The organism is Amycolatopsis ponsaeliensis (assembly GCF_030182635.1).
Classification (GTDB): Bacteria; Actinomycetota; Actinomycetes; order Mycobacteriales; family Pseudonocardiaceae; genus Amycolatopsis; species Amycolatopsis ponsaeliensis.
The window spans coordinates 57,603-77,113 of sequence record NZ_JAPZLD010000055.1 but is presented as its reverse complement, the minus strand read 5'-3'; the positions used below and the strand labels follow the sequence as shown (position 1 = coordinate 77,113).

Sequence of the window (19,511 nt, the reverse complement as noted above, 5' to 3'; positions counted from 1 at the left end):
AAGTTCTAACCCGGCCTCCACGGCCAAACACAGCCGACGTCGACCGGCGACACGCCCACCGATTCTCATCCCACCCGCGAGCGCACGCCAGCGCCCATCGACAGTTCTAACCCTGTTTCTCACTCACGACGCCCAGGCGACCACCTCGGCCAGCACCTGTGACGGCGGGGCCATTTCCGCGATCTCGGCCGCGATGCCCCGCGCGATTTCACGGGGCTTCGGATCGGTGAGCAGCTCACGCGCCGCCGTCTCGATCGCGTCGATCCGGATCGCGTCGCCGACCAGGGATTTCGCCACGCCCAGCGTCGAGAGCGTGTCCGCGTTGGCGAACTGGTCGGCGCCCTGCGGCAGGATCAGCTGCGGCAGCCCGGCCGCGAGCGACGCGAGCACCGTGCCCGTGCCGCCGTGGTGCACCACCAGGCCCGCGTGCTTCAGGACCTCGGCCTGCGGCACGAACCCCGCCGCCTGAACCCGGTCCGGCAGCGAACCGAGCAGCGCGGGATCGCCGGGGCCGAGCGCCACCAGCACGTCCGCGTCCAGGCGGGACAACGCGCGGATCGCGCCGCGCAGGACGTCCGTCGCGCCGAAGACCACCGTGCCGAGCGTCAGGTACACGAAGCCGTCTTCGGGCAGAGGCGGCAGCGGGACGTCGGGGTCGAACGGCGTCGGGCGCATCCGGAACACCGTCGGCACCGACGCGGTACCCGGGTCGCGGAGGCTGTCCGGCCAGACGTCGACGCAGGCGTCGCCGAAAAGCGCGTCCGAGGGGAGCGTGCCCCACAGCGGCCGCAGCCGTTCGGCGGCGACCGCCAGGACCTCCGGTGGCATCGACCGCCCGATCACGACCGACACGGCCGGGACGCCCGCGCGGCGCGCCGCAATCCCGGCGCCGACGTCGCTCATCTCGTAAATGACCAGGTCAGGGCGGAGTTCGGGGAGCAGCGGCGTCAGGTCGTCGAGCAGTGACTGCGGTAGCAGCTCGGCGAACATCGTGATGCCGACGTCCAGGAAGCCGGCGTCTTCGCCGTGCCGCTTCTTGGCTTCGGCCTCCGCCTCGCCGATGCCGATCCCGGCGCGGTGGACCTCGAAGCCGAGGTCACGCACCTTGGGCACGAAGGCCTCGCCGGTGCCGAACACGACTTCGTGCCCGGCTTCGACAGCCGCGTTCGCCAGTGGCAGCAAGGGAAACAGGTGGCCGTACGCGGGGCGGCACGTGAAGAGGATCCGCACCGCCCCGAGCGTACTCGTCAGCCGACCTCTTGCACCGAACGTCCGGGGATCGCGTCCAGCAGCTCCTTCGTGTACTCCGCCTGCGGGTCTTCCAGCACCTGCGAAGCCGGCCCCAGCTCCACCAACGCGCCTTCGCGCATCACGCCGACCTGGTCCGCCAGCTGCCGGACCACCGCCAAGTCGTGCGAGATGAACAGGTACGACAGCCCGAGCGAGGACTGCAGTTCCGCCAGCAGCCGCAGGATCTGGGCCTGCACCGAGACGTCCAGTGCCGACACCGGCTCGTCGCACACCACCAGGTCCGGCCGCAACGCCAGCGCCCGCGCGATCGCCACCCGCTGGCGCTGGCCGCCCGACAGCTCGGCCGGCTTCCGGCGCGCCACCGACGCCGGCAGCGCCACCTGCTCCAGCAGCTCCGGGACCCGGGTGCGCGGAAGACCGAACGCCCGCAACGGCTCCGCGACGACGTCCTCGATGGAGAACTTCGGGTTCAGCGACGCGTACGGGTTCTGGTAGACGATCTGCATCCGCCGCCGCAGCCTCCGTAATTCATTGCCGGACAACGCGGTGATGTCCTGGCCGTCGAACTCCACCGAACCCGCCGACGGCGTCTCCAGCCGGAGCACCATGCGAGCCGTCGTCGACTTGCCCGAGCCCGACTCGCCGACCAGCGCCAGGGTCTGGCCGCGCGGGATGTCGAACGAGATCCCGTCGACCGCGCGGATTCCGCCGTCGAACGTCTTCGCGAGGTCCCGGACGGAAACCAGCGGCTCGGCGGCCGGCGCGGGCGGGCGCACAGTGCTCGTCATGCTCGGCGCCGCCGCCAGAAGCTGCTGCGTATAAGGGTGCGTCGGCGCGCTGACGACCGAGGAACCCTCTTCGACCACCGAGCCCTGCGAGAGCACCACGATCCGCGACGCGCGGTCGGCCGCGACGCCGAGGTCGTGCGTGATCAGCAGGATCGCCGTGCCCGATTCCCGCGCCAGCGACGTCAGGTGGTCGAGGATCCGGCGCTGCACGGTGACGTCCAGCGCCGACGTCGGCTCGTCGGCGATGATCAGCTTCGGCCGCCCGGCCAGCGCCGACGCGATCAGCACGCGCTGCCGGAGCCCGCCCGACAGCTGGTGCGGGTACTGCCGCGCCCGAAGTTCCGGCGAAGGGACCCCCGCACGTTCGAGGAGTTCGATCGCCTGCACGGATGCGGATCGCCGGTCCGCGAGCCCGTGGATCTTCAGCACCTCCGCGACCTGGTCGCCGATCCGGTGCACGGGGTTGAGCGACACCGCCGGGTCCTGCGGCACCAGCGCGATCTCGCGGCCGCGCACGCCACGCCACTGCTTGTCCGACAGCGAAAGCAGGTCCCGGCCGTCGAAGGTGATCGAGCCGCCGTCGACGCGGCCGCCGCGGGGCAGCAGGCCGATCGCCGCGTGCGCCGTGGTCGACTTGCCCGAGCCCGACTCGCCCACGACGGCGACCACCTCGCCCGCGTGGACCTCCAGGCCGACGTCACGGACCGCCGGGACCTTCCGGTACGACACGGCCAGGTCCGAAATCCGCAGCAGGGTCATCGGTCTCCTCCGTCCAGCGCGCGGGACAGCCGGTTCGCGGCGAGGACCACCGCCGCGACCGTCAGCCCCGGGAACGTCGTCATCCACCAGGCCGTGGCCAGGAAGCTGCGCCCGCCCGCGACGAGCGAACCCCACTCCGGCGTCGGCGGCGTCGCGCCGAAGCCGAGGAAACTCAGCGCGGACACCTCGAGCACGGCCGTGCCGAGGGTGAGCGTCGCCAGCGCGAGCACCGGGCCCGCCGCGTTCGGCAGGACGTGCCGCAGCAAGACGCCGGACCAGCGCACCCCGCTCGCGCGCGCCGCTTCGACGAACACGCCGTTTCGCACGCGAAGCACCTCCGCGCGCATGACCCGCGCGAAAGAGGCGAGGTTCGCGATGCCGACGGCGATCGCGACGTTCGTCGTGCCGAAGCCCAGCGCCGTGACCAGGGCCAGCGACAGCAGGATCGGCGGGATGGCCAGGAAGACGTCGACGATCCGCATGATCACGGTGTCCGCCCAGCCGCCGCGGAACCCGGCCAGCAGGCCGAGCGCCGAGCCCGCGACCAGCGCCACGAGCACGGCGATCGCGGTCGCCCGCAGCGAGAGCGACGCGCCGTGGATCACGCGGGCGTAGACGTCTCGGCCGGTCTCGTCGGTGCCGAACAGGTGGTGCAGCGACGGTCCCTGCAGTCGCTCGGCCGGGACACCGGTGATCGGGTCGTACCCGGTCAGCAGGCCCGGCACGAAGGCCGCGAGCAGCACGAAGGCGAGCACCACGACGGCGAGCACGAGCCCGGGCCGAAGCGGCACTTTCACGTGAAAGTGCCGCTTGGTGGCGAGGTCAACCACGGGCCACCTCCGGGGTCCGCGCGATGCGCGGGTCGAGCAGCGGGTAGAGCAGGTCGACGATCAGGTTGAGCACCACGAACACCAGCGCGGCCAGCACGATCACCGCCTGCACCACCGGGACGTCCTGCGCGGTGACGGCGGCCGCGGTGATCCGGCCGACGCCGTCGCGCGAGAAGACCGTCTCGGTGATCACCGAGCCCGCGACCAGATTGCCCGCCACGACGCCGGCGACGGTCAGCGTCGGCACGGCGGCGTTGCGCAGGAGGTGTCCGAAATGGACTCGCCAGCGGCTCGCGCCCTTGGCCGCGGCGATCTCCGCGTACGGCTCCTCCTGCTGCGTGGTCAGGCTCTTGGCCAGCACCTGCCCGATGATCGCGCCGGTCGGCAGCGCGAGGGTGATCGCGGGCAGGATGATCGTCTCGACGCCCTGCGTGCCCAGCGCCGGCAGCAGCCGCAGCCGGAACGAGAAGAACTGGATCAGCAGCAGCCCCACCCAGAACGGCGGCAGCGAGATCGCCAGCGACGGCAACGACAGCAGAGCCTGCCGCAACCAGCGGAACCGCGTGAACGTGCCGAGGAACGCCGAGCCGCCGCCGAACAGCACCGCGAACACCAGGGCCAGCCCGGTCACCGCGAGCGTCGGCGGCAACGCCGTGACGACCATGTGCGTCGCGTCGTCGCCGGTCGCGACGCTGCGGCCGAAGTCGCCGTGCAGCGCCGAGCCCAGCCGTTTCAGGTACTGCACCGGCAGCGGCGAGTCGAGGCCGTACTCCGCGCGGGCGGCGGCGAGCTGCTCGGGCGTCGCCGACGAACCCGCCTCCCCGCTGGCGAGCTTCGCCGAAACGGCGTCGCCCGGCAGCAGGTAGAGGATCAGGAACGACAGCGTGAACGCCGCCCACAGCACGAACACCGCCTGCCCGACGCGGCGGAGCAGGTACCGCCTCACGAGAGCCACGCGTCGAAGAGCTGCAGCCGCGACGACGCCTCGAAGTCGACGGCGTGCGCCTTCGAGCTCAGCGCGACGACCTGGGTCAGCTCGAACACCGGGACCGCGTAGGCGTGGTCGACGATCAGCTTCTGCACCTCGTCGGCCGACGGCTTGCGCTTCGCGTTGTCCACAGTGGACGACTGGGCGTCGAGCGCGACGTCGAGCGGGTTGCCCGGCGTGAGCTTGCTGCGGTTGCCGGCCTTCGTGGAGAACTGGCCGCGCAGGATGTCCGGGTCGGCGCGGGTGACGTTGTACCAGAGGAAGTCGTAGTTCCCGCTGAGCTGGATCTGCGTGGTTTCGGCCGTCGTGTGCTGCTCGATCCGCAGGTCGAAGCCGATCTTGCGGAGCTGCTGCTGGACCAGCTCCAGCACGCTGCGGTTCTGGTTGAACACGGGCGAGAACACGACGGACGCGCTCAGCTGCTGCCCGTTCTTGACGCGGATCCCGTCCGGACCGGGCACCCAGCCGTCGCCGTCGAGGAGCGCGGCCGCGCCCTTCTGGTCGTACGCGAGCTGCTGCGAGAGGTCGTCGTAGAGCGGTGTCGCCGAGCCGAGGATGCTGGTGGCGGGCTTGTAGCTGGCCGTCAGCACGGTGTTCACGACCTCGGTGCGGTCGACGCCCTTGAGCACGGCCTGGCGCACCTTCTCGTCGGTGAGCACGCCGCGGGTGGTGTTGGCGTGCAGGTTGAACACGACGCCGGGGTTGGGCCGGATGTTCTCGCTGAAGCCGTTGCCCTTGAACTGCGGCTCGTCGACCGGCTGGATGTCGGTGGCCGCGTCGAGCTGGCCGGACGCGAGGCTGCCGGTGCGGACGCCGGGCTCCGGCACGATCTTGTAGTCGATCTTGTCGAGGTAGGCCTCGCCCTGGTGCTTGAACAGCGACGAGCCCCACGTGTAGCCCTTGCGCTTGGCCAGGACGATCTCCTGGTTCTGCTTCAGGCTTTCGAAGACGAAGGGCCCGGAGCCGACCAGGCCGGTGCCCTGGCAGCGCTGCTCCGGCGTCTTCTGGAACGCCGCGGGTGCGAGGACGCCGAGCGACATCGTCGAGCTGGCCTGCAGGAACTGGGCGCTGGGCGAGGAGAACTCGATCAGCACGGTCCGCGGGTCGACCACCGTCGACGCCTTGTACGCGGCGAGGTAGCCGTAGCCGAGCTGGGCTTTCGTGCCGAGGGCCTTGATGCCGTCGAAGCTCGTCTTGACCGCGGCGGCGTCGACCGGGCTGCCGTCGGAGAACGTCGCGCCGGCGCGCAGGTGGAAGGTGAACGCCGTCGAATCGGCGCTGACCTCCCACTTCTCGGCCAGCCACGGCTTGATCTCGCCGGTCTTCGGGTCCTGGTCGGTCAGCGAGTCGACCAGCTGGCGCGCGACGTTGATGGACGCGTTCGTCGCGGTCTGCTGCGGGTCGATGCAGTCGGGCGCGGACGAGATGCCCAGGCGCAGCGTGCCACCGGCCTTCGGCGGACCGGCGTCGGCGGCCTGTTCGGTGCCGGCGGCGGAGCAGGAAGTCAGCAGGATGGGCAGGGCGAGCAGGGCCGCGGCGTTGCGAGCGCGGAAGAGTGGGGACACCGGACGGCCTCCAGCGGGGAGCGGTTGCGTCTTCGATGAGCGACGCTAACCACGCGCTGAAGGCCGTCCCACAAGCTGAACCGGAGTCCCAAACCCTGGCACCGCAACAACTCCCCCTTGACACGCCATGAGGGGCACCTTCATGGCTCTTAAGTCCATGAAGGTGCCCCTCATGGCACTTCGGGGTCAGCAGCGGCCGAGCATGTCCGTCAAAGCCGACTTCTCCGCGGTGTTGATCGTCAGCTTGAACTTGTACTTCACCGCGACCCACATCTTCGCGTAGGTGCACCAGTAGCTCGTGAGCGGCGGCTTCCACTGGTCGGGCGACTTGTCGCCCTTCTCCTGGTTGACGTTGTCCGTCACGGCGATCAGCTGCGGGTCGGTCAGGTCGTTCGCGTACGCCTGGCGCTGCGCGGTCGTCCACCCGGACGCGCCGGTGCGCCACGCGTCGGCCAGCGGCACGACGTGGTCGATGTCCACATCGGACGTCGCGGTCCAGGTCTCGCCGTCGTACGGGCTGAACCAGCTGCCGGACGTCGCCGCGCAGTCCGACCCGGTGACGACGTTCGTGCCGTCGCGCTTGAGCACCACTTCGCGGGTGTTGCAGCTGCTGCCCTGGTCGATCCAGTGCGGGAACTTGTCGCGGCTGTAGCCGGTCTGCGAACCGTCGGCCTTGACGGTCAGCGCGGCCAGCTCGGTCTTCGCCGTCGAAGCCGACGGGATGCCCGGCGGGGTGGCGTCGGCGACGCTGACGAGCGTGCCGGAGAGCACGGCGGTGGCCGCGAGAACGGTCAAGGAATGACGAACAGCACGCCTGGTTGGCATTTTGCTGCCTCCGTGTCAGGTGTGGGGACAGCTAACCCTGATACACGGGAGTAGCAAGTGCAACACGTATAGGTGACATGTTGCTGCCCGTTGATGAACGCTGTGTTGCCATTCGTGCACTCGCGGATGAAAACCGCAGGTCAGGCCGGGCTGCGCACCAGACGGAGATCCTGGGTGTGCCGGTACCAGGTCCACTTGTTCACCGCGCGGTCGTGGACGACGTCGTCGCTGACGGGCCGCGTCGGGATGCAGCCGATCTGGAACGCGCGCGAGTAGAGCGTCGTCGGCCGCTTGAAGATCGTCCCCTTCACGACGCGGACGGCCAGGCCCGGCCCGCCCGGGTCCGGCGTCACCTCGATCGACGTCGCCGGCCCGCGCAGCGCCACCTGCTCGTCGGCGTAGGCCACGCCGCGGACGAGCCGCAGCGCCCCGCGCCCGACGAGCACGCCGCCGACGTCGTCGCGGATCAGCGGCACCGGGTCGACCTCCCCGCGCAGGGCGAGCGCGAGGGCCTGCAGCGGCGTCTTCGGCAGGGCCCAGAGCGCGGCGACGGCCGAGTCCGGCGACGAGGGCACGAACCCGACCGACACGCCGGAGATCGCGTCCTTGCGGAGCAGCCGCACGACCACGGCCGCCAGGTCCGCGTCGGTGCCGGACACGACCAGGTGATCGTGTTCGCCCAGCAAGGGGTCGATTTCCGCCTTGCCGGGACGGCTGGGCACGCGGATCGACTCGACGTCGTCGACCTCTTCGAAGCCCGCCGCCTCGTCGCCACAGGCCACCACTAGTCCGCGCACCCGCAGGACCTCCGTTACAGTCATGCACCGGCATTTCGTCAGCGCCACCGGTGTCCGTCCGGGACACTAAACCTCACGTCCTCGAACACCTTGGAGTGTCACATGCCGGCCATCGTGCTCATCGGTGCCCAATGGGGAGACGAAGGCAAGGGCAAGGCCACCGATCTCATGGGTGACCGCGTCCAGTGGGTCGTCCGCTACCAGGGTGGCAACAACGCCGGTCACACGGTCGTCCTGCCGAACGGCGAGAACTTCGCCCTGCACCTCATCCCGTCCGGCATCCTCACCCCCGGCGTGACGAACGTCATCGGCAACGGCGTGGTCGTCGATCCGGGTGTGCTGCTGGAGGAGCTGTCCGGACTGGAAGCGCGGGACGTCGACACGTCCAAGCTGCTGATCTCCGCCGACGCTCACTTGATCATGCCGTACCACGTGGCCATCGACAAAGTCACCGAGCGGTACCTCGGCAGCCGCAAGATCGGCACCACCGGCCGCGGCATCGGCCCGTGCTACCAGGACAAGATCGCCCGCGTCGGCGTCCGCGTGCAGGACCTGCTCGACGAGAAGATCTTCCGCCAGAAGGTCGAAGCCGCGCTGGAGTTCAAGAACCAGGTGCTGGTGAAGGTCTACAACCGCAAGGCCCTCGACGCGAACGAGGTCGCGGACGAGGTGCTGGCCGCGGGCGAGAAGTTCGCGCACCGCATCGCCGACACGCGGCTGCAGCTCAACCAGGCCCTCGAGCGCGGCGAGATCGTGCTGCTCGAAGGCTCACAGGGCACGCTGCTCGACGTCGACCACGGCACCTACCCGTTCGTGACGTCGTCGAACCCGACGTCCGGCGGCGCGAGCGCGGGCTCGGGCATCGGCCCGGGCCGGATCACCACGGTGCTCGGCATCCTGAAGGCGTACACCACCCGCGTCGGCTCGGGCCCGTTCCCGACCGAGCTGCACGACGAGTCCGGCGAGTACCTGCGCAAGCAGGGTGGCGAGTTCGGCGTGACGACCGGCCGCTCGCGCCGCACCGGCTGGTTCGACGCGGTGATCGCGCGCTACGCGGTCCGCGTCAACGGCATCACCGACTACTTCCTCACCAAGCTGGACGTGCTGTCCGGGCTGGAGAAGGTGCCGGTGTGCGTGGGTTACGAGGTCGACGGCTTCCGCACGCAGGACATGCCGATGACGCAGACCGACGTGCACCACGCGATCCCGATCTACGAAGAGCACCCGGGCTGGTTCGAGGACATCTCGGCCTGCCGCACGTTCGAGGAGCTCCCGGCGAACGCGCGCGCGTACGTCGAGCGCCTGGAAGAGCTGTCGGGCGCCCGGATTTCCGCGATCGGCGTCGGCCCGGGCCGCGAGCAGACGATCGTGCGGCACGACTTCGTCTAAGTCAGCTTGGTGCTGACCGGCGTCTCGTTGCGGAAGAGGTCGAGCACCGGGCAGTGCTCGTCGACCTCGCGCTTGAGGTCTTCGTAGCGCTCCCGGCTCGCCGGTCCCTCGAGTTCGACGGACACGCGCACGTCCCCGAAACCGGGGCGGGTGTTGAAGGAGAAGCCGAAGAAGCCGTGCAGGTCGAGGTCCCCGTCGACGGTGACCTTGACGGAGTCGAGCGGAATGCCGCGCTTCGCCGCCCAGAACTGGTAGGTGATGACCTGGCAGGACCCCAGGGCGGCGAGCGCGAACTCGACGGGGTTGGCGGCCTGGTCGGTCCCGCCGAGCGCGGGCGGCTCGTCGACGGTGAACTCGTGGTCCCGGACTTTGACGTGCACCTCGGTCTTGGTCCCGGGCTTGAGGGTGTGGGCCACGCTGAAAGAGACGGCGGCGTTGTGCGGGTCCGCGTCAACGGCCTTGCGGGTGCCTTCGATGACGTCGGTCAGCGACATGGGTACTCCTGGAGATCGTGATCGGGATCTCGCCCAGGGTGGGCGATTCCGAAAGCGCTCGCTCGGGTTCTCAAGTCCTGGGAGCGCCGGCGTCCGGCATGCGGAAGCGCTTGCGCGGGCGGGCGATGCGGGGATCATGGCCGCCGGGGTCTGCTCGCCGATTCGGCGAAAGGCTCGGCGGCGGCTTCGGCCAGCCCGTGGTAGCCGTGGGTTTTCGCGAGGTGCCGGGCCGAACCGAGGTAGTGGTCGCCCTGCGCCGGCGATCCGGCGGCACGGTGGATGCGGCCGATCCTGATCAGTGCTTCGCATTCGTCGAACCGGGTGCCGGTCCGGCGGGTGAGGTGGAGCGCGTGGTGGCCGCTGACCAGCGCGCGCTGGTGGTGACCACCGGCCAAGAGGCTCACCGCGAGTGCCGCGTGCCCGGCGATTTCGGCGCCGGGCACGCCGGTGCCGCGCGCGAACTCGAGTGCTGCTTCGGCCAGGCGAACGGCTTGTGCGGGGTCGCCGGTGCCCGCGTGGACGGTGCTGAGCACCGCGAGTGCGTACGCCTCGGTGCATCGATCGCCGGAGCTTCGCGCGCGCTTCGCGGCCTCTTCCGCGACGGGCAGAGCGGCGTCGTAGTCGCCTCCTCTCGCGTGAACGCGGGCGAGCAGGACGAGATCGTGCGGACTGTGCGATTCAGCGGCCCGCTCGGCGTGGGCAGCCGCCGCCTCGGCCAGCCGGCCGCGATATTCGTGGAGGACGCCTAGACTTTGCCGTCGGAGCCCGCTACCCAGCGGATCGAGCGCGGCTGCCTCCGCGAAGAGAGCGTCGGCCCGGTCGAGATCACCGGTGTCCAGGTGGACGGTGGCCAGGTTTCCCAGCACACCGGTCACTCCGCGCCGGACCTGCACCGTGCGGTAGAGCGCCAGCGCGGCTTGGAAATGCGCGATGGCGGGCGGGAACTCGTAGCGGAGTGCGTGCGTGGCCGCGAGGTTGTTGTGCGCGGCCGCCCGCACGTCCGGCAGAGCGAGGGCTTCGGCGGATTCGAGGCCGATCTGGGCGAGTTCCGGTGCCTCCGCGAGCCAGTTGGTCATGCAGTGCCCGCGCAGGGCGTCGACGAGCTGCCAGGTCAGCTGGTGGTGCTTGCCCGCGTGGGCGTGGCGGATCGCGGCCACGAGGTTGGGGACTTCGTCGCTCAGCCAAGCCAGGGCGTCTTCCGCGCTGTCGAACGCGCTCCGCCGCGGCTCGGTCCCCGGCAGGCGCAGGACGAAGGGATAAAGGATGTCGGCGGCCGCGGCGGTGCGGGCCAGGTAGTGGTCGAGCAGCGCGTGCGTCGCCGTGTCGCGTTCGTCCTCGAGGCAGTCGATGTGCGCGCGTTCGGTGGCGTAGCGGCGAAGCAGGTCGTGCAGCCGGTAACGCCCCGGAGCGTGCTCCTGGACGAGGTGTGCCAGGGCCAGCCGCTCGAGCTGCCGGGCTGCCGTCGAAGCCGGGGCTTCGATCAGGGCGGCGGCCGCGGGCACGGTCGTGTCGGGGCCGGGCATCAAGCCCAGCAACCGGAAGGTGCGGCGGGTCGCGGGGTCGAGCGCTTCGTAGGAGAGGTCGTAGGCGACGCGGAGCGCGCTGGTGTCGCCGTCGGTCGTCAAGCCGTCCAGCACACCGTGGTCGCGCAGGTCGGTGAGGTGGTCGGCGACCCGCCGGCCGGTCCGGTGCCGGATCTGGGCGCCGGTGATGCGCAGCGCGATGGGCAGCCGCGCGCACGTCTCGGCCAGCTCGGCGGTGGCGGCCGGTTCCCGGGCCGCACGCTCGGGGCCGATCGCGGCCCCGAGCACGGCCACCGCATCGGCCGCACCGAGGACATCCAGCGAGAGGCGGTGTGCGCCGTCGAGGGCGACCAGCCCGTCGAGCCGGTTGCGGCTGGTCGCCACGACCATGCACCGCGGCGCGGCGGGCAGCAACGGGCGAACGTGCTCGGCATCGAGGGCGTCGTCGAGAACGCAGAGCACGGCCTTGGCCGCCAGCACGGACCGGAACAGTGCGGCGGCTTCGTCGAGGTCGTCCGGGATCTCCCGCGCCGGGACGCCGAGAGCCCGCAGGAACCTCCCGAGAACCAGGCTGGGCCGGGCGGAACGGTGCAGGTCGGCGTAGAGCTGCCCATCGGGGAAACGGTCGCGGACGCGGTGCGCCCACTGCACCGCCAGATCCGACTTGCCCACCCCCGCGGTGCCGACGACGACCGCGAGCCGTGAGCCGTCGCCCGCGGGCAGCAGGCGGTCGAGAGCCAGCAGTTCGGCGCGACGTCCGTGAAACCCGGCCGCGGCCCGGGGAAGCTGCGCGGGACTCACGGACGAGGTGACGGGACCGGCTTGCCGCAGCACGGCCAGCTGGGCCGCACGCAGGTCGGCGCCCGGTTCGGCGCCCAGCTCGGCGGCCAGCCGGCTGCGGATCGTGTCGTAGGCGCCGAGCGCCGCCGCCTGTTGTCCCGCGCCGGCGAGCGCGAGCATCAGCAGCGCCCACAGCCGTTCGCGGAGCGGGTGGTCGACGACCAGCCGGTGCAGCTCGCCGGCCACCTCCGAGCACGCACCCAGGTCGAGACGCGCGCGACAGTGGTGTTCGACGACGCCGAGCCGGGCCTCGGTCAGCCGATGGGCCTCTCCGTCGGTGGCCGCGGTCGCTGGAAGGTTGGCCAGTGGCCGTCCCCGCCACAACGCCAAGGCTTTCCCCAGCGTCTCCGCCGCGACCTTGCCGTCTCCGGCGAGGAGCGCCCGCCGACCTGCCGCGGCGAGGCGTTCGAACCGCTCGAGATCGATCTCGTCCGGCCGGGCTTCGATCAGGTAGCCACCGGCCCGGGCGTGGATCCGCCGCACGCCTGCTTCCAGCTCGGCCAGCTGCCGGCGCAGCTGGGCGACATGGGTGCGCAGGTTCGCCATCGCCGAGGGCGGCGCCGCCTCACCCCAGATCAGGTCCACCAGCCGGGCCGGCGGGACCACCACGTTGGGGGTCAGCAGCAGGGCGGCGAGGAGGGCCCGTTGCCGCTGCGAGGACAGCCGCAGGTGCACGGTTCCCGACCGGACCTCGACCGGGCCGAGGAGCAGGAACTCCACGGCATCCCTCCCGGTGATCGTGGTGTGACCAGTCGATGTTCCCCGGATGTGCCGATCCTGTACAGCCACCTTGCCACCGTGGACCCACTGGGGGTCCGAGCCGGCGCACACGGAGGGGCGAGGGGGTTCACCGTGCGCGCCGGCTCGGTGGTCGGTGCCGGAGTTCTCAGGTCCTGGGAAGCCGGAAACCGGTGGCGTCGCTCGCTAGCTTGGGGTCATGACCATCGGAGTCACGCTTCCCGCCGGCGACACCGAGTCCGCGCCGAACCTCGTCGACGAACTCATCGCCCAGACCCGGCAAGCCGCCGAGGCCGGTCTGAAGTCCGTCTGGTTCTCGCAGCTTCCGCTCAGCCAGGACGCCATCACCGTCGCCGCGCTCGCCGGGCGGGAAGTGCCCGGGATCGAGGTCGGGACCTCCGTCGTACCGACCTATCCGCGGCACCCGCTGCTCGTCGCCAGTGCCGCGCAGACCGCGCAAGCCGCCACCGGTGGGCGCTTCACCCTCGGCATCGGGCTCGGGTCGAAGGGCTTCCTCGGTCCCGTCTACGGCGTCGAGTACCCGCCGCCGATCCGGCACCTGCGGGAGTACCTGACCGTCCTGAAGCAGGTCTTCGCCGGGGAGGCCGTCGACTTCGAGGGTGAGACCATCACCGCGAAAACACCCGGACCGTCCACTGTGGGCGGAGACGTGCCGGTCATCGTCGCCGCCATGGGGCCGCAAGCCCTGCGCGTCACCGGGGAGCTCGCCGACGGCACCCTGCCCTTCCTCGCCGGGCCGAGAGCGCTTTCCGAACAGATCGTTCCCCACCTGGGCGGGGGCAAGAGGATCCTCGCCGCGGTGCCCGCGATCGTCACCGACGACCTCGACGCCGTGCGCGCCCTCGCCGTCGAACAGATGGGTTTCTATGCGCAGATCCCGTCGTATCAACGGATCCTCGAAGCCGAGGGCGTCGATCATCCGGCCGACCTCGCGATCATCGGCGACGAGAAGACCGTCCTCGACGGGCTCCGGCGCTACTACGACGCCGGCGCGACCGACGTCCTCGTCTCCCAGACCGGCATCCGGTCCAGTGAAGAACGCCGGCGGACCTGGGAGGTCATCAGCTCAATCGGTTCGTGAGCGACGCCGTCACCGACATCTCCTCGAGGTCCAGCTCGCGCAGCACCTTCTGCAGGATGTCGTCGTCGAGGCGGCCGGCGCGGTTCTCCTCGATCATCGCCTTGCGCTGGATGATCAGCAGCTCCTTCCGGGCCTTCGCGAACTGGGCCTGCGGGGTGCCGTGGCGGTCCTCACCCGACAGCTTGATCGTGGCTTCGGCGAACCGGTAGCGCGTCTCCACCAGCCGTTCGAGCCGCTCCTTGAGCCGTTGGACCTTCTCTGGCGGCAGGTCCAGGGACGCGAGCCGGTCGCGGCTGATCACGCGCAGCCGTTCGTGCGCTGCCCGCTTCGCGACCTCGCGGGCGGCCAGCTCTTCGGCCTCGTCGCGAGAAGCCTCCGCCGGGTCCTGCACCTTCAGCACGCGGATCAGCGGCGGCAACGTCAGGCCCTGGATCAGCACCGTCCCGATCGCCACCGCGAACGCGAACAGCTGGATCTCCTCACGGCCCGGCGTATCGGCGGGGACACCGGCCGCTGCGGCCAATGTGACGACGCCGCGCATGCCGGTCCACGACAGCACCGTGAGCGTCCGCCACGGCGGGGTCGTGCGCCCGCGGCCGAACAGCCGCAACGTCCGCGGCAGGAACGCGAAGGCGAACACCGCCGGGAACCGCACCAGCATCGTCACCAGCAATACGACCACCGCGACCAGCGCCAGCGTCCCGTTGTCGCGGGCTGCGTGCTGGGCGCCGTCGAGCACGAAGGGCAGCTGCAGCCCCATCAGCGCGAACACCAGCGCCTCCAGCAGCACGTCGATCGACGCCCACACCGATCTGTCCTGCATCCGCGTCGCCGGTGACGCGTAGAGCGAGCGGTTCCCCAGGTACAGCCCGGCCGCGACGACGGCGAGCACGCCCGACCCGCTGAACTCCGCGCCGAACGGGTGCAGGTGCTCGGCGGTGACGTACGCGCCGAACGGCACGATGATCCCGAACGCCGACTCGAGCAGCGGGTCGTCGAGCAGGCGCCGGAGCAGCACGACGACCGCGCCGATCGCCAGGCCGACCGCGATGCCCAGCACGGTCGCCACCCCGAACACCGCGAACCCGTGCCCGGCTGAGCCTGCCGTGCCCGCGACCGCGGCGAGCGCGACCTTGTAGAGCGTCAGCGCGGCGGCGTCGTTGACCAGGCTTTCCCCGGTCAGCACGGTCATCAGCCGGCGTGGCAGCCCGAGCTTGCGCCCGATCGCCACCGCCGTCACCGCGTCCGGCGGCGCCACCACCGCGCCGAGGACCAGCGCCGACGCGAACGGCACGTCCGGCAGCAGCAGGTGCACGACGAAGGCGACGACCACCGCGGTCACCGCGACCAGCACGACGCCGAGCGCGACGATCGGCCGCAGGTTGGACTTGAAGTGCGTCACCGAGCTCTCGAGCGACGTCGAGTAGAGCAGCGGCGGCAGCACGACCGTGAGGATCAGCTCCGGTTCCAGCTCCAGCCGCGGCACGCCGGGGATCAGCGCGACCCCGAGCGCGACGACCACCACCAGCAACGGCGCCGACAGGTTGTAGCGGCGGGCGAGCGCGGTCAGCGCGAGCGAACCGGCGAGCACGCCCATCAGCGTCAGGATCTCCACGGGTGTGATCTTTCCGCAGGTCGCGGCCCTGTGCTCGGCTTCCGGTGAGTGGAAGTGAGCTGGATTACGGCATACCTCCCATGCATACTTGTGCGCAATCCGCACACCTGTGCGGACAACGTGCACCGACGCACATCCGGAGGTTCTCCCATGTCCCCTGGCGCCCGTTCCTGGGTCGTGCCCCTGGCCTGGACCGCCGTCCTGCTCGACGGGTTCGACCTGGTCGTGCTCGGCTCCGTGCTGCCCGTGCTGCTGCGTGACCACGTCTGGGGCCTGACGCCCGCCGTGGCGTCGGTCGTCTCGACCGTCGGCCTGGCCGGGATGATGCTGGGCGGGCTGGCGATCGGCACCATCACCGACGTCATCGGCCGCCGGAAGTCCCTGATCATCTCGGTGACGCTGTTCTCGCTGTGCACCCTGTTGTGCGCCTTCGCGCCTTCGACGTTCATCTTCGGCCTGCTGCGGTTCGTCGCCGGGCTCGGCCTCGGCGGCTGCCTGCCGACGGCCATCACGCTGGTCACGGAGTACGCGCGCCACGGCAAGGCCGGCAGCGCGACCACGACCGTCATGACCGGCTACCACGTCGGCGCGGTGCTGACGGCGCTGCTGGGCATCGTCCTGATCGCGCCCCTGGGCTGGCGCGCGATGTTCGTCGCCGGGGCGCTCCCGGCCGTCGTGCTGATCCCGCTGATGCTGAAGTTCCTGCCGGAGTCCGAGACGTTCCAGCAGGTCCGCGAGACCGAGCGGTCGGCCGGGCACGCGGTGGCCGGCCTGTTCCGCGGCGGGCTGCTGCGTGCGACGATCGCGTTCTGGGTCACGTCGTTCATGGGCCTGCTGCTGGTGTACGGGCTCAACACGTGGCTGCCGGAGATCATGCGCCAGGCCGGCTACCCGCTCGGCGCGGCGCTGAGCCTGCTGCTGACGCTGAACGTCGGCGGCATCGTGGGGCTGCTCGTCGCGGGCCGGGTCGCCGACCGCGTCGGCATCCGCCCGTCGGCGATCGTCTGGTTCTGCCTGGGCGCGGTGTTCCTGGCGCTGCTGAGCGTGAAGCTGCCCGCCGTCGGGCTGTACGCGGCGGTGTTCCTGACCGGCTGCTTCGTGTTCAGTGCCCAAGTGCTGGTGTACGCGTACATCGGCCGCATCTACCCGGGCGCGATCCGCGCGACCGGCCTCGGCTGGTCCGCGGGTATCGGCCGGATCGGCGCGATCTCCGGCCCGCTCCTCGGCGGCGCCTTGCTGACGGCCGGAATCGCGTACCCGTGGGGCTTCTACGCGTTCGCCGCGGTCGGCGCCCTGGGCGCGACGGCGGTCACGGTGGTCCGTCCCGGACGCGAGTCGCCGCCGGCCGAAACTCCGGCGACCGCCCCCGCTCGGGAAGCCACCGCCTGAATGACCATGAGGGGCACCCTCATGGTCATAAAAGCCATGAGGGTGCCCCTCACGCGCGTCAGCCGAGTTCCTTCAGTTCCCGTTCCACCGCCGCGAGTTCCGCTTCCGAACCCTGGACCTTGGGGCCCTTGAACCACTTCCGGGCCGACAGCACCCACCACAGCCCCGCGCCGCCGAGCACGACGAGGAACGCGACCGGCGTGTAGTTGAAGGAGTCCACCGTCACCGGGGACACCTGCGGCAGCATGAACAGCACGAAGATCAGCACGACCCAGATCGTCGCGATGATGCCGACCGGCTTGCCCCAGCGGCCGAGGTGCCACGGCCCGCGCTCGAAGTCGTCGCCCTGGCGGACGCGCAGGAACACCGGGATCACGTACGCCACATACAGCCCCACCACGGCGATCGACGTCACCGCCGCGTAGGCCGTCGCGCTCCACAGGTACGGCAGCGCCAGGACCAGCGCGCCGCCCGCGCCCAGCCAGACGGCGTTGGTCGGGGTCTGCGTCCGCTTGTTGATCTTGTGCCAGAAGCTCGACCCGGGGATCGCGCCGTCGCGGGCGAACGCGTAGATCATCCGCGAGTTCGCCGTCACCGATGCCATGCCGCAGAACAGCTGCGCGCCGATGCAGATCAGCAGCAGGAACTTGCCGGTGACCGCGCCCGTCGCGTCGATGAAGATCTGCGCGGGCGGGACGCCGGTGCTGGAGCCGACCGCGCCGTCGTAGTCCTGGATCGCGAACGTCAGGCCGATCAGCAGGATCCAGCCCGCGACGAGCGAGACGACGATCGACATGACGATGCCGCGCGGGCCCGCCGTCGCCGCGCTCTTGGTCTCCTCCGTCATGTGCGCCGACGCGTCGTAGCCGGTCAGCGTGTACTGCGCGACCAGCAACCCGATCGCGAAGACGTAGAACGCCGAACCCCAGCCCGTCTGGTTCACGAAGCTGCCGAAGACGAACGACGCGTCCTGGTGCTTGGCCGGCACGAAGATCAGCACGCCGACGATCACCAGCACGCCGATGAGGTGCCACCACACGCTGACGTTGTTGAGGATGGCCACGATCCGGACGCCGAAGGTGTTCAGCAGGCCGTGCACCACGAGGATGATCGCGAGCAGCAGGATCGTGTGCCCCGGCGTCGCCGCGAAGCCCCACTGCAGGTCGAGGAACGCGTTGAGGAACAGTGCCGCGCCGAAGTCGATGCCCGCGGTGACGGCGATCTGCCCGATGAGGTTGAACCAGCCGGTGAACCACGACCACGCGGGGCCGTTCTTCCGCGCCAGCCGCGCCGCCCAGTAGTACAGCCCGCCCGCGGTCGGGTAGCTGGAGCAGACTTCGGCCATGCCCAAGCCGACCAGGATGACGAAGATCCCGACCAGCGGCCAGCCCCAGATCATCGCGGCCGGCCCGCCCGTCTTCATGCCGAAGCCGTAGAGCGTCAGGCAGCCGGACAGGATGGAGATGATGGTGAACGAGACGGCGAAGTTCGAGAACCCCGACATCGTCCGCTTGAGCTCCTGCGCGTACCCCAGCTGATGGAGGCGCGCGCTGTCTTCGTCGGCGTGGTCGGGAGTGGTCTGCTGGTCGGAAACGTCCATCGGGCACCTCTTGAAAGGTATGCGGCCAGACCATTGAATTCGCCGAAGGTAGCCCCGGTCCCGGAGGGTGTCAAGCCTTCGTCAAGAACTCGTCCAGCCGCCGCAGCAGGGGCCCGCCACCTCGGTGGTTGTTGGAGATCAAGGTGGCCGTGAGGCCGGACGACGGCTCGTGCGTGCTCCAGAACGTGACGCCGTGGTCGCCGCCGACCAGGCGCACCAAGCCGGGCCCGGGCAGCCAGAAGCCGAGCCCGTAGGCGTCCGTGTGCGGGCGCAGCATCCGGTCCACCCACTCACGCGGCACGATCCGGCCGTCGAGCAGGGCGGGCCAGAACTTCCGGAAGTCCGGCGCGGTGCTGTAGATCCCGCCGTCGCCGAAGCCGACGACCGGCAGGCTGAACACGTTGGTACGGCCGTCTTCCAGGTAGCCGGTGGCCGTCCGGGCGGGCAGCGCGTCCGAGCGGAGGAACGCCGTGCCGGTCATCCCCGCGGGCTCGGTCACGCGGGTCCGGACGAGTTCGGCGAAAGGTCTGCCCGCGACCCGTTCCGCGATCAGGCTCAGGACGGCGAACGCGCCGTTGTTGTAGTGGAACCGCTCGCCGGGCGGGAACTGCTGCGGGAAACCGTCGAGCGCGGCGAGGTAGTCGGCCGACGCGACGAGACCGGGCGGGGTCTCGGGAGGGTCGTCGTCGTCGCAGTAGTCGCCGATGCCGGACGTGTGCGTCAGCAGGTGCTCGACGGTCACGCGGTCGTCGATCAGCGGCAGGTCGTCCCCGAGGACCTCGCGGGCGGTGGTTCCCAGGCTGAGCCGTCCCTCGGCGACCAGGCCGACGACCACCAGCGCGGTGAACCCCTTGGTGCCGCTGGCGATCGCGAACCGCGTGCCGACGGTGTTCTCGACGCCGTAGGCGATGTGCGCGTGCCCGTGGGCCTGCTCGACGAGCGTCTCCTCGCCGCGGGTCACCAGGATCACGCCGGAGAAGCCGTCGAACGCCGTGAAGGGCACCTTCATGGACTAAGC

15 protein-coding genes are annotated in these 19,511 nt (G+C 70.6%); 3 read left to right on the top strand and 12 right to left on the bottom strand.

What is annotated here, in order from left to right:
- Window positions 1–123: 123 nt before the first annotated feature.
- The 7 genes from QQ657_RS48215 to QQ657_RS48185 all read right to left on the bottom strand — a co-directional run bounded on the left by QQ657_RS48215 (window position 124) and on the right by QQ657_RS48185 (window position 7,827).
- Window positions 124–1,230, bottom strand: coding sequence for a glycosyltransferase (locus QQ657_RS48215; RefSeq protein WP_284749154.1), 1,107 nt, complete (start codon window positions 1,228–1,230; stop codon window positions 124–126).
- Window positions 1,231–1,247: 17 nt separating this feature from the next.
- On the bottom strand, window positions 1,248–2,798 hold the full coding sequence (locus QQ657_RS48210; RefSeq protein WP_284749153.1) for a dipeptide ABC transporter ATP-binding protein: 1,551 nt from the start codon (window positions 2,796–2,798) through the stop codon (window positions 1,248–1,250).
- Window positions 2,795–3,628, bottom strand: a complete 834-nt coding sequence (locus QQ657_RS48205; RefSeq protein ID WP_284749152.1) for an ABC transporter permease — start codon at window positions 3,626–3,628, stop codon at window positions 2,795–2,797. Before QQ657_RS48205 ends, QQ657_RS48210 begins: the two co-directional genes overlap by 4 nt.
- Window positions 3,621–4,574, bottom strand: a complete 954-nt coding sequence (locus tag QQ657_RS48200; RefSeq protein ID WP_284749159.1) for an ABC transporter permease — start codon at window positions 4,572–4,574, stop codon at window positions 3,621–3,623. The genes QQ657_RS48205 and QQ657_RS48200 overlap by 8 nt, the downstream gene beginning before the upstream one ends.
- Window positions 4,571–6,181 carry an ABC transporter substrate-binding protein gene (locus tag QQ657_RS48195; protein ID WP_284749151.1) on the bottom strand — a complete coding sequence of 537 codons (1,611 nt, stop codon included), beginning with the start codon at window positions 6,179–6,181 and terminating at the stop codon, window positions 4,571–4,573. The genes QQ657_RS48200 and QQ657_RS48195 overlap by 4 nt, the downstream gene beginning before the upstream one ends.
- 186 nt (window positions 6,182–6,367) lie before the next feature.
- The gene (locus QQ657_RS48190) at window positions 6,368–7,006 is read right to left on the bottom strand and encodes an HNH endonuclease family protein (protein WP_284749150.1); all 639 of its coding nucleotides are present in this window, start codon (window positions 7,004–7,006) and stop codon (window positions 6,368–6,370) included.
- A 140-nt stretch (window positions 7,007–7,146) separates the two neighbouring features.
- Window positions 7,147–7,827 carry a hypothetical protein gene (locus QQ657_RS48185; protein ID WP_434056858.1) on the bottom strand — a complete coding sequence of 227 codons (681 nt, stop codon included), beginning with the start codon at window positions 7,825–7,827 and terminating at the stop codon, window positions 7,147–7,149.
- 78 nt (window positions 7,828–7,905) lie between these two features.
- Between QQ657_RS48185 and QQ657_RS48180 the strand changes: the two genes are divergently transcribed.
- On the top strand, window positions 7,906–9,192 hold the full coding sequence (locus QQ657_RS48180) for an adenylosuccinate synthase (protein WP_284749149.1): 1,287 nt from the start codon (window positions 7,906–7,908) through the stop codon (window positions 9,190–9,192).
- Here QQ657_RS48180 and QQ657_RS48175 read toward each other — a convergent pair.
- Both QQ657_RS48175 and QQ657_RS48170 read right to left on the bottom strand, forming a co-directional pair.
- Window positions 9,189–9,686 (bottom strand): OsmC family protein, encoded by a 498-nt coding sequence (locus QQ657_RS48175; RefSeq protein WP_284749148.1) that lies wholly within the window; start codon window positions 9,684–9,686, stop codon window positions 9,189–9,191. The genes QQ657_RS48180 and QQ657_RS48175 overlap by 4 nt on opposite strands.
- A 134-nt stretch (window positions 9,687–9,820) precedes the next feature.
- Window positions 9,821–12,769 (bottom strand): ATP-binding protein, encoded by a 2,949-nt coding sequence (locus QQ657_RS48170; RefSeq protein ID WP_284749147.1) that lies wholly within the window; start codon window positions 12,767–12,769, stop codon window positions 9,821–9,823.
- A gap of 217 nt (window positions 12,770–12,986) precedes the next feature.
- On the opposite strand from QQ657_RS48170, the gene QQ657_RS48165 reads away from it, so the two are divergent.
- Entirely contained in the window at window positions 12,987–13,889 is a 903-nt protein-coding gene (locus QQ657_RS48165) for a TIGR03564 family F420-dependent LLM class oxidoreductase (RefSeq protein WP_284749146.1), read from the top strand.
- Here the strand turns inward: QQ657_RS48165 and QQ657_RS48160 are convergent.
- A complete protein-coding gene (locus tag QQ657_RS48160; RefSeq protein ID WP_284749145.1) occupies window positions 13,870–15,504 on the bottom strand; it encodes a Na+/H+ antiporter in 1,635 nt (544 codons plus the stop codon). The two genes, QQ657_RS48165 and QQ657_RS48160, sit on opposite strands and share 20 nt — an antisense overlap.
- Window positions 15,505–15,654: 150 nt before the next feature.
- Between QQ657_RS48160 and QQ657_RS48155 the strand changes: the two genes are divergently transcribed.
- Window positions 15,655–16,893, top strand: coding sequence for an MFS transporter (locus QQ657_RS48155; protein ID WP_284749144.1), 1,239 nt, complete (start codon window positions 15,655–15,657; stop codon window positions 16,891–16,893).
- Window positions 16,894–16,951: 58 nt separating this feature from the next.
- Here the strand turns inward: QQ657_RS48155 and QQ657_RS48150 are convergent, their stop codons facing one another.
- Window positions 16,952–18,493, bottom strand: a complete 1,542-nt coding sequence (locus tag QQ657_RS48150) for an amino acid permease (protein WP_284749143.1) — start codon at window positions 18,491–18,493, stop codon at window positions 16,952–16,954.
- A 70-nt stretch (window positions 18,494–18,563) separates the two neighbouring features.
- Complete coding sequence (locus QQ657_RS48145) at window positions 18,564–19,502, bottom strand: serine hydrolase domain-containing protein (protein WP_284749142.1); 939 nt, start codon at window positions 19,500–19,502, stop codon at window positions 18,564–18,566.
- Window positions 19,503–19,511 lie beyond the last annotated feature (9 nt).

What these genes read in the sequence shown, in the direction of transcription:
- QQ657_RS48180 (WP_284749149.1), top strand. Translation starts at nt 7,906, where the DNA reads ATGCCGGCCATCGTGCTCATCGGTGCCCAATGGGGAGACGAAGGCAAG.
- QQ657_RS48210 (WP_284749153.1), bottom strand. Translation starts at nt 2,798, where the DNA reads ATGACCCTGCTGCGGATTTCGGACCTGGCCGTGTCGTACCGGAAGGTC.
- QQ657_RS48185 (WP_434056858.1), bottom strand. Translation starts at nt 7,827, where the DNA reads ATGACTGTAACGGAGGTCCTGCGGGTGCGCGGACTAGTGGTGGCCTGT.
- QQ657_RS48190 (WP_284749150.1), bottom strand. Translation starts at nt 7,006, where the DNA reads ATGCCAACCAGGCGTGCTGTTCGTCATTCCTTGACCGTTCTCGCGGCC.
- QQ657_RS48145 (WP_284749142.1), bottom strand. Translation starts at nt 19,502, where the DNA reads ATGAAGGTGCCCTTCACGGCGTTCGACGGCTTCTCCGGCGTGATCCTG.
- QQ657_RS48165 (WP_284749146.1), top strand. Translation starts at nt 12,987, where the DNA reads ATGACCATCGGAGTCACGCTTCCCGCCGGCGACACCGAGTCCGCGCCG.
- QQ657_RS48150 (WP_284749143.1), bottom strand. Translation starts at nt 18,493, where the DNA reads ATGGACGTTTCCGACCAGCAGACCACTCCCGACCACGCCGACGAAGAC.
- QQ657_RS48175 (WP_284749148.1), bottom strand. Translation starts at nt 9,686, where the DNA reads ATGTCGCTGACCGACGTCATCGAAGGCACCCGCAAGGCCGTTGACGCG.
- QQ657_RS48155 (WP_284749144.1), top strand. Translation starts at nt 15,655, where the DNA reads ATGTCCCCTGGCGCCCGTTCCTGGGTCGTGCCCCTGGCCTGGACCGCC.